Here is an 11,091-nt window from a genome sequence, read left to right on the forward strand (position 1 = left end):
AGACTATTACATGCTCGCTAGGGATATCATGACAACATCGGTGATCTCGGTCCCGCTCGAGGGACAAATCGAGGACGCGGTTCGCCTCATGCTCGACCACAATATCAGCGCGCTGCCCGTCGTTGACGAAGAGGGCGATCTGAAGGGTCTTGTCAGCGAAGGCGACCTCATGCGGCGTGTCCGCGAAACAGACGGACCACGTCGGTCGTGGTGGCTCGAGGTGCTTGGCGGATCGGGCGATGCTGCCAGGGATTTCGTGAAGCTCAAAAGCCACCGCGTCGAAGACGTGATGACAAGGGATGTGGTTTCGGTAGACGAAGACACCAATGTCGCAGAGATCGCGCGTCTTCTGGAAAAGCACCGGATCAAGCGCGTGCCGGTGGTGAGATCCGACAAAGTGGTCGGCATCGTCAGCCGGGCGAACCTGCTCCACGCCTTGTCGGCGCTTCAGGATGGGGCGCTGCCGGAGCCGTCGGAGGACGACCGCGTGCTGCGTGCGAAGATTGAAGAGGCTCTGAAAGAAGTGCCTGGTGCAGCGGTCAACCTCATCAACTACACGGTGGACAAGGGGAATGTCGCCGTCTGGGGTGTCGCCGACAGCGATTTCGAGGAGAATGCGATCCGGGTTGCCGTCGAAAACGTGCCCGGTGTCAGGACGGTTGAGGTCCATATGGGACGACTGCCGGCCTGGGCTTACGGGATCTGACTCACATTGCGGAGATAAACCCGGCCTGTCAGGACGTCGATCGCATCGAGGAGGGTTCGTATGATGGCGCTAACGCCAGGTTCCGCCGACCCTGAAGACAAAACGATTGAAATCGTCGGGGCCGGTCCCGCAGGTCTGGTCTGTGCAATCGTTTTGGCCAAGGCCAATCGTCGGGTCGTGGTGCGAGAGTGGCACGAAGATGTCGGCCATCGGTTCCACGACGACTTTCAAGGCCTTGAAAACTGGACCGCCGCCGGGAACGTTCTGGGCGAGTTGGCGGAGGTAGGGGTCGCCGCGGATTTCGATCATCTTGGCGTGACGGAAGGGGTCGTCTTTGATAGCCGCGCCACAGCGCACCGGGTGCATGGATCGCAACCCCTGTTCTACCTGTTGCGGTGCGGCAATGCAGCGGGAACGCTCGACAGGGCCTTGCTGGATCAGGCGCGTACGGCGGGGGTAGAGGTGCGATTCAATGATCGCGTGAAGAGAACCGCCGGCAATATGATCCTGGCAGGCGGGCCGCGGCGGGCCGATATCATCGCCGTGGGCTATGTCTTTGACACGACCATGGCCGATGGCACGTGGCTGGCGTTCGGGGCGGAGATTGCCCCGAAGGGCTACGCCTATCTGCTCGTGCGTCAGGGGCGCGGCACGGTGGCCAGTTGCATGTTCTCGGGCTTTCGCGATCAGGCAAAATATCTTGCCGCGACGGTGGCATATTTCGAACGTCACGCCGGGCTGCAAATGCAAAGACCGAGAGGCTTCGGGGGTTTCGGGAATGTCCGATTGCCGCGCACCGCGATGCAGGGCAGAAACCCGGTGATCGGCGAACACGCGGGCCTCGCGGGATCGACTACCTGGTCGGAAAGCTGGGATCAAACGACACGGACGACTCCTTGGGCCAGGCCTACCGGCTGTCATTGCCTAAGCGCCTGCTGCTGCCGCTCGCCCGATTTCGCTATCGCAACCCTTTGCAGGATCGCAGTTGCAGCCACAACAACTGCGATTGTGTCTGGTGCCAGCACGGCGCGCATGAAGTAGCGGACACCTGACGGATGTGCTTCCTTGCGAATTCGCGTTCCAAGCATAGCGCCGGCGTCGTGACGCCGATGTTGCGACTGGACCGGTGGGGCGGTAAGCCGCGATTATGAGCAACTCGCACGCACCTCGTGAAAATTCCCTGACGATACCGCAGGCCCGGCAAGCGATCTGTGTGCCAAATCTGGGCGAAGGGCGGGGCGCTTTCCAGCTGTTCTTCGAGGGAGATGCTCTTTTCGATGCGATGATCGCGGCGATCGAGGGCGCGACTGAAGCGATCTGGATGGAATCCTACATCTTTGTCGCCGACGAAGTCGGGGCGCGTTTTGTCGCCTTGCTCGCAGCTAAAGCGCGAACCGGGCTTGACGTGCGGTTGCATCTCGACGCTTTCGGTGCCGGCCAGCGGAACTTCGATAAGTTTCGGCGGGAACTGGAACGCAGCGGCGTGCGGTTTCGCTGGTTTCGTCCCTTTGATCTCCGACACCCGCTGCGATATTTCCAACGCAACCACCGCAAGCTTCTCATTGTGGATGGCCGGGAAGCGTTCCTGGGCGGTTTCAACATCCGCCGGTTGAACTCGCGTCGGCTTCACGGCGAGACTCGCCAGCGCGATACACATGTGCGTGTCCCGGCGCCGTTGGCAAACCTTGCAGCAAGTCACTTCGACCGGCTCTGGCAGGACGCCCGCCCGCTTCCGGCAAACGCCATTCCCGAAGAGGCCGACGCAATCGAAGGACTGCTGGTACCGAGCTATTCGCGCAAGTGTCAAAAGAGGCTTGCCTGTCTGCACGCGGGACTGATCGGGATGGCACAGACCTGCGTTTATCTGACGTCGCCCTATTTCGGTCCGGGCACCGTGGTCGACCGGGCGCTTCAGGATGCCGCGCGTCGCGGCGTGGACGTCCGTCTGCTGGTGCCTCGCACGAGCGATCCTATGGTCGCTGGCTGGGCGACGCGGGCGGCATATGCGCAGCTTCTCTCGGCGGGCGTGAGCGTCTACGAGTATCTGCCCCGTCCATTGCATGCCAAGACGTCGGTCGTCGATACAGGCTGGTCGATCATCGGGTCAGCTACCCTCGACTACCGAAGCCTGTTCGTCAATCAGAAGCTGGTTCTGGTCGCACATGACCGCGTCCTGGCAGGGCAGTTGCAGGCGCAATATCTGCAAGATCTTTCGGATGCCCGCGAAGTCACTCTTCGGGCTTGGCATTCCCGCAGCTGGCGCGCGCGAGGTTTCGAGGTGATCGGATGGGCCGCGCGGCGGCTGCTGTAACCTATAGCACCGGTCAGCCGACAGCCTGCCGGGATGCAGTAACTCTGTCTGCAATATCGACGCCTTCCTACGGCAGAGCGATACACTTGCTCCTGTACTAACGAAGACCGACAGGTTGCTAATTTCTGTAATGCTTCCGGTCGGGGCGCGTCTATAGAACGAAACCAAACAAAAGGAGGTCCAGATGGACGACCGATCAACTTCTCAGACGCAAGACACAGCACAGCAAAAACAGGGCGGATGTTGCGGTGGCAAGACCGATGCACAGCCGAAAGCAAATGTCGAACCGCAGGTCGCGGAACCCGCAAAGGCAAAACCGGCCAAATCCGGCTGCTGCTGCGGCTAGGGCCGAGGCAAAGCCACCGCAGGATGGGCGTCTGGCGCTTGGTGCGCCCATCCTGAACCGGCGCCGTCCAGCGGCTGTGTTCGCGCTCCGTCCGGATCCACGACAAGAAGGGAGAAAGCCATGATGCCCATTTTCTATTTCACCGCAGTCGCGGTGATCCTTTTCCTGGCCCTGCGCATGATGTGCGGGGCCTGCGTCATGGGCGGGTCTGCCGGGGCAGGGCGTGTGCGTCTGCCGGTTGTGCCGCTTGGTTGGGCGCTGAGCCTGTTCCTGGCGCTGACCTACCTTGTGTGCATCGCATTCGATCTGATCTTTCCCGCCTATGCAATGTATGAAACCTGGTCCGGTCTGCTGCCCGGTTTCGTCTGGCTGACCCCGGTGGGCTTCATCATCGGGCTGGTCGAGAGCTTTCTCTACGGTTGGTACGCCGCGCTGATCTTCGGCGGCCTTTACAACGCCATCGCGGCAAGGGGAACAGCGACATGATCCCGACCGCACGTCCGAAACTGCGCTTTCTTGGCGCCGCCGGGACGGTGACGGGATCGCGCTATCTGGTCGAGGCCCTGGGGCGGCGCATTCTGGTCGATTGCGGGCTGTTCCAGGGCTTCAAGCAGTTGCGGGCGCGCAATCGCAAACCTTTCCCTGTGCGTGTCAACACCATCGACACTGTGCTGCTCACCCATGCTCATCTGGACCATTCGGGATATCTGCCGACACTGATCCGGGCGGGGTTTCGCGGGCGGGTTCTTTGCACAGAAGCAACGGCAGATCTGTGCGGGCTTATTCTGCCCGACAGCGGCCATATCCAGGAAGAAGAGGCGCGCTTTGCCGCGCGGAGGGGATATTCCAAACACAAGAAGCCAAAACCGCTCTATACGCTCAAGGATGCAAAGGCCGCGCTGGACCGCTTTGATCTTCAACCGTTCGACCGGCGAATAGATTTAGGCGACGGCATCGCGGCCCGTTTCATTCCGGCGGGGCATCTGCTCGGGGCGGCGCAGATCCGGCTTGAGGTCGGCGGCAGGGTTGTCCATTTCAGCGGCGATCTGGGCCATGATCCCGATCCGCTGATGCGACCGCCCCAGCCATTCGGCGGAGCAGATGTTCTGGTCTGCGAGTCCACCTATGGCAACCGGTCCCATTCCGACGTGGACCCAGAAGCCGAACTGGCTCCGATCCTCAAACGCACCTTTGCCCGCGGCGGCACGGTGCTGATCCCGTCCTTTGCCGTCGGACGGGCGCAGGGGCTGATGCTGCACATTGCGCGATTGATGGAGCGCGGCGATATTCCCTATGTCCCGGTGTTCCTCAACAGCCCGATGGCGGTGAATGCGACCGAGATCTATCACCGTCATCACGCCGAGCACCACGTCAGCCGCGAAGACTGCATTGCGATGTTCGAGATCGCCAAGAGGGTAAACACGGTCGAGCAATCCAAGGAGCTGAACACGCGCCAGGGCCCGATGATCATCGTCTCCGCCAGCGGAATGCTGACCGGCGGGCGTATCCTGCACCATCTGGCCAGCTTCGGCGGCGATCGGCGGAACGCGATCTTGCTCTCCGGTTTCCAGGCCGGTGGCACGCGCGGCGCGGCGCTGGCCGGAGGCGCGCGGACATTGCGCATGTTCGGACGGGAGTTCCCGATCGAGGCCGAAGTGGTTCAGCTCCAGTCCTTTTCCGGACATGCCGATGCCGATGAGATCCTGCGCTGGATGTCCGCCGGTCCCGCCCCCGAGATGACCTATCTCACCCATGGGGAACCTGTCGCCGCCGATACCCTGCGATTCCGCGTCGAACACGAGCTAGGGCGATCCGCGCGCGTGCCCGAACATCTCGAATCCGTCTACCTGGACAGGCCGCGATGACCGAAACGCTTGCCCTAGTCTCTTCCCGCATCGACACCTACCGGCAGCCGGTCGTCTACATGCATGAAGACTGTCACGTTTGCCGTTCCGAGGGGTTTGCTGCCCAGACACGCATACGGATCGACCTGAAGGACCGCTGGATCATCGCGACCCTGAATGTCGTCGGCCGCGGAGCATGGCTTGCCGTGGACCAGGCGGCATTGTCCGTTTCCGCGTGGGCCGCGCTTGGCGCTGAGATTGGAGACGAAGCCGCTTTCTCGCACCCTGAACCGCCCGCTTCGGCGTCTATGATCCGGGCGAAAGCCTATGGCGAGAGGCTGGACCGGGCCGGGTTCGCGACGATCGTGCACGACACGCTCGACAGCCGGTTATCGGACCTCGACCTTGCCGCCTTCGTGACCGCCTGCGCCGGCGACAGGCTGAACGAGGCCGAAACCGTGGCGCTGACCCGCGCCATGAAGGAAGCAGGGCAGACGCTCGACTGGGGGCAGCACACTGTCCTCGATAAGCATTGCGTCGGCGGATTGCCGGGCAACCGGACGACACCCATCGTCGTCGCGATCGTCGCGGCGGCGGGGCATCTGATCCCCAAGACGTCGAGCCGTGCGATCACATCGCCTGCCGGAACCGCCGACACCATGGAGGTGATGGCGCCCGTCGCGCTTGACGCCGCCGCGCTGCGCCGGGTGGTCGAAGCCGAGGGCGGTTGCCTCGTCTGGGGTGGCGGGCTCGCCCTCAGTCCTGCCGACGATCATTTTATCCGTGTCGAACGCCCCCTCGATTTCGACTCCACCGGTCAACTCGTAGCGAGCGTACTGTCGAAAAAGGCGGCCGCCGGTGCCACCCATGTTCTGATCGACATGCCGGTCGGACCAACGGCCAAGGTGCGGTCTGCCGGAGCGGCGGAGGCACTCGGGATACGGCTGTCTTCGGTGGGCAAGGCGTTGGGTCTGAACCTGGCGCTACATATCAGCGATGGCGTGGCCCCGGTGGGACGTGGCATGGGCCCGGCGCTGGAGGCGCACGACGTGCTCGCGGTTTTGCGGCGCGCGCCGGATGCACCTGGCGACCTGCGTGCGCGGGCGCTGGATCTGGCCGGACATCTTCTGGACCTCGCACCGCACGCCGTTGCTGGGCGGGGGCGGGACCGCGCGCAGGCGCTTCTCGATAGTGGTGCAGCGGAGGCAAAGTTCATGGCAATTTGCGCGGCACAGGGCGGTTTCCGCAAACCCGGAACCGCAGCGCAGCAGATCGAAATACGCGCCCCTCATGCGGGCCAGTTGACCGCCATCGACAACCGACGCATCGCACGCATCGCCAAGCTGGCCGGGGCCCCGCGTCAGAAGAGCGCCGGCATCCGCCTTCTGGTGCGGATCGGGGATTGGGTGGACAAGGGCCAGCCGCTTTATGAGCTTCATGCCGAGACACCAGGCGAACTGGCCTATGCCCTGGCTTACGCGGAGTCCCAGACCGGGGTGCTGACGCTGTCCGAGGCAGTGTCATGATCCTTGTCGCGTTTCCCGAGATGAGGCCGCTTGCCGAAGACCTGGCACCCGCGCTTGGGGCGGACCTGCTCGCTCTCGACTGGCACCACTTCCCAGATGGCGAAAGCCTGATCTCGCTGCCCGGCGATCTGGACGGGGCCGATGTGGCATTTCTGGCGACTTTGCGCGATCCCGACCGCCTAGCCCTGCCCTTGCGCTTCGCCGCGGCGACGGCGCGCGAGATGGGCGCGCGTCGCGTCGGATTGATCGCGCCTTATCTTGGCTACATGCGGCAGGACCGCCGCTTCGAGCGCGGGCAGGCGGTCAGCGCGCCGCTCTTTGCGCAATTCCTGGGGGAAAGCTTCGATTGGCTGGTGAGTGTCGATCCGCATCTGCACCGCATCGCCCGGCTGCAGGATGTCTTCCCGATGCCTGCCATTCGCGCCGTATCCGCCCCGCTGCTTGCGACCTGGATCAGCACGAACCTGCCAGACGCCGTTCTTCTGGGCCCTGACAGCGAAAGCCAGCAATGGGTCGCCGAGGTGGCCCGGCTGGCCGGACGGCCCTATGAGGTCTTGCGCAAGGTGAGATCCGGTGACCGCAGTGTCGATGTCAGTGTGCCGGAAAGCGCGGCGCTGCGCGAAGGCACGCCAGTGATCCTCGACGACATCGCATCTTCCGGCGTCACGATGGCACGCGCCGTCGAAAGATTGCTTGCGGCTGGAACCGCCGCGCCTGTCTGCCTGGCTATCCATGCGGTCTTTGCGCACGGCGCTCAGGACGCCATTCTGTCGGCTGGTGCGGCAAGAATCATCACCACCGACACCATACCCCATCCAACGAATGCGATCGGAATTGCCGGTCTATTGGCCGAAGCGATCCTTTCGGTCGTGACAGCCCTTGACCTTCCAGTTGCTGGAACAATTAGGCTGGACCCGAATCCCGCCGAGAGGACAACCGAATGAACGACCAAGTAAGCCATGCTGCACATGAAACCGAATCCAACATTTACGTCTGCCCGATGCACCCTGAGGTACGGCAGAACGGTCCGGGCGATTGCCCGAAATGCGGGATGCATCTTGTGCCCGAGGCGGAGCTCGACAACCATGCCGGGCATGATCACCACGGTCATGACCATCACGCTGGTGCCGCCCCGGCGGACGGCAGATATGATACCGTCCCGGAGGGCTATGACGGCGCTGTCTACACCTGTCCGATGCACCCGCAGGTTCGCCAGGTCGAGCACGGCTCCTGCCCGATCTGCGGAATGGGGTTGGAGCTTGAGTCCGGGGTCCCGATGGACGACGGCCCGAACCCCGAACTGGTGGATTTCACCCGGCGTTTCTGGGTTGGCACGGTACTGACCATTCCGCTTCTGATCCTCACCATGGGTCCCTATCTCGGCTTTCCGGGAGTGCGCGAGATTTTCGGCGAGCGCGCAACCCTCTGGATCGAGTTAGTTTTCGGGACCCCGGTGGTTCTTTGGTGCGGCTGGCCGTTTCTGGTTCGGGGCTGGAATTCGTTCCGGACGATGAATCTCAACATGTTCTCCCTCATCGGTATGGGGGTAATCGCGGCCTGGCTCTTCAGCGTCGTCGCCGTTCTGGCACCCGGCATATTCCCGGACGGATTTCGCGACGCCGAAGGTCATGTCGGCGTCTATTTCGAGGCGGCGGCGGTGATCGTGACGCTCGTGCTGCTTGGCCAGGTGATGGAATTGCGCGCCCGTGAAGGCACCGGCAAGGCGATCCGCGCGCTTCTCGACATGGCGGCCAAGACCGCGAGGGTCATCCGAGACGACGGGTCCGAAGAGGAGATTCCGCTGGAGGACGTACAGGTCGGGGACCGGCTGCGCGTGCGTCCCGGTGACAAGGTGCCGGTCGATGGCGTTGTGCTGGACGGCCGGTCCTCGGTCGATGAAAGCATGATCTCAGGTGAACCTGTGCCGGTGGAGAAGACCGAGGGCGACCCGCTGACCGGCGCGACGATCAATGGCACCGGTTCTCTGGTGATGGAGGCGACGCGTGTCGGGTCCGACACGATGCTCGCGCAGATCGTCGAGATGGTGTCGAACGCGCAACGCTCGCGCGCACCGATCCAGAAGTATGCCGACAAGGTGGCGGGATATTTCGTTCCGGCCGTGATCGGTATCGCGGTCCTGTCCTTCATCGCGTGGGCGGTCTGGGGGCCATCCCCGGCGCTGTCCTACGCATTGATCTCGGCTGTCGCCGTGTTGATCATCGCCTGTCCCTGTGCGCTTGGCCTGGCGACACCGATGTCGATCATGACGGCAACGGGGCGAGGGGCCCAGGCCGGGGTGCTGATCAAGAACGCCGAGGCGCTGGAGCGGTTCGAGAAGGTCGATACCTTGATCGTCGACAAGACCGGCACGTTGACGATGGGCAAGCCGCAGCTTGTCGCCGTCCTGCCGCAACCCGATCACGACGAGGCCGAGGTCCTGCGTCTCGCCGCATCGCTGGAGCGCGGATCGGAACACCCCCTCGCCGAGGCCATCGTGCGCGGCGCCGAAGAGCGCGATGTGAATATGGCGGACGCGGACGACTTCGAGGCGGTCACAGGAAAGGGCGTGAAGGGCGTCGTGGGCGGCAAGGCGGTCGCATTAGGCAACCTGGCGATGATCCGGGACCTTGGCCTTGAGGCCGGCGACCTGACCGCCAAGGCAAATGCCCGTCGCGACGAGGGCGAGACGGTGATGTTCGTGGTGCTGGATGGCGAGATCGCGGGTCTCGTCGCTGTCGCCGATCCGGTGAAGGAGACCACGCCCGCCGCCATCAAGGACCTGCATGCACTGGGATTCCGCGTCATCATGGCCACCGGTGACAACGAGCGCACGGCCAAGGCGATCGGCGCACGTCTCGGCATTGACGAGATCCGGGCCGACGTGCTGCCCGAGGACAAGGCGCGGATCATCAAGGAATTGCAGCAGCAGGGCCGCAAGGTGGCGATGGCCGGCGATGGCGTCAACGACGCGCCGGCCCTGGCCCAGGCCGATGTCGGCATCGCCATGGGCACCGGGGCCGATGTGGCCATCGAAAGCGCGGGCATCACGCTGGTCAAGGGCAACCTCGACGGTATCGTGCGCGCACGGCGGCTCGCACGGGCCACCATGCGTAATATCCGGCAGAACCTGTTCTTCGCACTGATCTACAACGCCTCTGGCGTGCCTGTCGCGGCGGGGGTGCTGTTTCCGTTCTTCGGCATCCTCATCAGCCCGATGTTTGCCGCCTTCGCCATGAGCGCCTCGTCGATATCGGTGGTGCTCAATTCGCTGCGCCTTCGCGGCGCAAAGATCTAGAAAGGAAGCCACAACGTGACCCATCAACCTGATCCATCACATGTTAATCAAAGTCAATCGGAGCATGCCCACCGCCCGCCCTCATTCTGGCGATCACGCGCCGGCATCTATCTGATCGTTGCGCTGGCAGTTGGCGGCCTTCTTCTGGGTTACGAGCACCGGGTGCACATCCTGAGCAGCGGATTGCTGATCTGGCTGCCATTGCTGCTTTGCGTTGGAATGCACTTCTTCATGCACGGCGGTCATGGAGGCCACGGCGGGCACGGTAAGGGAGACGACCAGTAATGACCGATGCAGGTACTTCCTATGGACTCTGGCTGCTGGTATTTATCAATTCGGCGGTGTTCATCATTTTCGCCTTCAGTTTCTTCAAGCCGCAGACAAAACGCGACTGGCGCAGTTTTGGAGCGTTCAGCGCTTTTGTCGTAGCTCTCTTCACCGAGATGTACGGGTTCCCGTTGACCATCTTCTTTCTTTCCGGCTGGCTGCAATCGACCTGGCCGGAGGTAGACTGGTTTGCCCACGACAGCGGACATCTCCCCGAAATGATGTTCGGCTGGCAATCGAACCCGCATTTCGGGCCGTTCCACCTCCTGAGCTTCGTCTTTATCGGCGGCGGCTTCTGGCTCATATCCGTGGCATGGCACCATCTGTGGAATGCGCAGCGTCAGGGGTTGCTTGCGACGACAGGCCCCTATGCCCGCATTCGCCATCCTCAATATGTGGGGTTCGTTCTGATCATGCTTGGTTTTCTCGTGCAATGGCCGACCCTCCTGACGCTGGCCATGTTTCCGGTACTGGTCTGGATGTACGCACGGCTGGCCCGCGGCGAGGAGAAGGACAGCCGAGAACGGTTCGGCGCTGGCTGGGACAGGTATGCCAGCCGGGTTCCCGCTTTCATACCAAACGTTAACACTCTGCAGAATGTTGAACGCTGATTGGAAGCGAAAGCCGATCTGATGTGTTATTTGCGTGCCTAAAACATCTTTGGAAGACTGCAAACCTTGGATTCAAGTTTGAAGTGCGACGGTTGATTTGATGGCCGCGAGTTCTTCGGCCATGG

At 62.7% G+C, this 11,091-nt stretch carries 10 protein-coding genes; all 10 read left to right on the forward strand.

Translation table 11 applies throughout. From position 1 onward, the window contains the following. Positions 1–10 precede the first annotated feature (10 nt). The 10 genes from P775_RS15045 (at position 11) to P775_RS15090 (ending at position 10,966) form a co-directional block, all read left to right on the forward strand. Positions 11–706 carry a CBS domain-containing protein gene (locus P775_RS15045; RefSeq protein ID WP_099911748.1) on the forward strand — a complete coding sequence of 232 codons (696 nt, stop codon included), beginning with the start codon at positions 11–13 and terminating at the stop codon, positions 704–706. Between the two features lie 60 nt (positions 707–766). Continuing rightward, positions 767–1,747 carry an NAD(P)/FAD-dependent oxidoreductase gene (locus tag P775_RS15050; protein ID WP_099911749.1) on the forward strand — a complete coding sequence of 327 codons (981 nt, stop codon included), beginning with the start codon at positions 767–769 and terminating at the stop codon, positions 1,745–1,747. Between the two features lie 241 nt (positions 1,748–1,988). Further along, positions 1,989–3,017, forward strand: a complete 1,029-nt coding sequence (locus P775_RS15055; protein ID WP_180287452.1) for a phospholipase D-like domain-containing protein — start codon at positions 1,989–1,991, stop codon at positions 3,015–3,017. 466 nt (positions 3,018–3,483) lie between these two features. Further along, the gene (locus P775_RS15060; protein WP_099911751.1) at positions 3,484–3,849 is read left to right on the forward strand and encodes a DUF5676 family membrane protein; all 366 of its coding nucleotides are present in this window, start codon (positions 3,484–3,486) and stop codon (positions 3,847–3,849) included. Continuing rightward, positions 3,846–5,228, forward strand: a complete 1,383-nt coding sequence (locus P775_RS15065; RefSeq protein ID WP_099911752.1) for an MBL fold metallo-hydrolase RNA specificity domain-containing protein — start codon at positions 3,846–3,848, stop codon at positions 5,226–5,228. The genes P775_RS15060 and P775_RS15065 overlap by 4 nt, the downstream gene beginning before the upstream one ends. Further along, a complete protein-coding gene (locus tag P775_RS15070) occupies positions 5,225–6,733 on the forward strand; it encodes a thymidine phosphorylase family protein (protein ID WP_099911753.1) in 1,509 nt (502 codons plus the stop codon). The genes P775_RS15065 and P775_RS15070 overlap by 4 nt, the downstream gene beginning before the upstream one ends. Beyond that, positions 6,730–7,677: a ribose-phosphate diphosphokinase gene (locus tag P775_RS15075; RefSeq protein WP_099911754.1), complete on the forward strand. Its 948-nt coding sequence runs from the start codon at positions 6,730–6,732 to the stop codon at positions 7,675–7,677. Before P775_RS15070 ends, P775_RS15075 begins: the two co-directional genes overlap by 4 nt. Further along, on the forward strand, positions 7,674–10,028 hold the full coding sequence (locus P775_RS15080; protein WP_180287453.1) for a copper-transporting P-type ATPase: 2,355 nt from the start codon (positions 7,674–7,676) through the stop codon (positions 10,026–10,028). The genes P775_RS15075 and P775_RS15080 overlap by 4 nt, the downstream gene beginning before the upstream one ends. Positions 10,029–10,043: 15 nt before the next feature. Continuing rightward, positions 10,044–10,313 carry a DUF2933 domain-containing protein gene (locus tag P775_RS15085; RefSeq protein ID WP_009820155.1) on the forward strand — a complete coding sequence of 90 codons (270 nt, stop codon included), beginning with the start codon at positions 10,044–10,046 and terminating at the stop codon, positions 10,311–10,313. Next, entirely contained in the window at positions 10,313–10,966 is a 654-nt protein-coding gene (locus P775_RS15090; protein ID WP_037275426.1) for a methyltransferase family protein, read from the forward strand. The genes P775_RS15085 and P775_RS15090 overlap by 1 nt, the downstream gene beginning before the upstream one ends. The last annotated feature ends 125 nt before the right edge of the window (positions 10,967–11,091 follow it).

The organism is Puniceibacterium antarcticum (assembly GCF_002760615.1).
Classification (GTDB): domain Bacteria; phylum Pseudomonadota; class Alphaproteobacteria; order Rhodobacterales; family Rhodobacteraceae; genus Puniceibacterium; species Puniceibacterium antarcticum.

Coding starts and splice junctions, on each gene's coding strand:
- P775_RS15090 (WP_037275426.1), top strand. CDS start 10,313: ATGACCGATGCAGGTACTTCCTATGGACTCTGGCTGCTGGTATTTATC.
- P775_RS15050 (WP_099911749.1), top strand. CDS start 767: ATGATGGCGCTAACGCCAGGTTCCGCCGACCCTGAAGACAAAACGATT.
- P775_RS15060 (WP_099911751.1), top strand. CDS start 3,484: ATGATGCCCATTTTCTATTTCACCGCAGTCGCGGTGATCCTTTTCCTG.
- P775_RS15070 (WP_099911753.1), top strand. CDS start 5,225: ATGACCGAAACGCTTGCCCTAGTCTCTTCCCGCATCGACACCTACCGG.
- P775_RS15075 (WP_099911754.1), top strand. CDS start 6,730: ATGATCCTTGTCGCGTTTCCCGAGATGAGGCCGCTTGCCGAAGACCTG.
- P775_RS15080 (WP_180287453.1), top strand. CDS start 7,674: ATGAACGACCAAGTAAGCCATGCTGCACATGAAACCGAATCCAACATT.
- P775_RS15045 (WP_099911748.1), top strand. CDS start 11: ATGCTCGCTAGGGATATCATGACAACATCGGTGATCTCGGTCCCGCTC.
- P775_RS15065 (WP_099911752.1), top strand. CDS start 3,846: ATGATCCCGACCGCACGTCCGAAACTGCGCTTTCTTGGCGCCGCCGGG.
- P775_RS15055 (WP_180287452.1), top strand. CDS start 1,989: ATGATCGCGGCGATCGAGGGCGCGACTGAAGCGATCTGGATGGAATCC.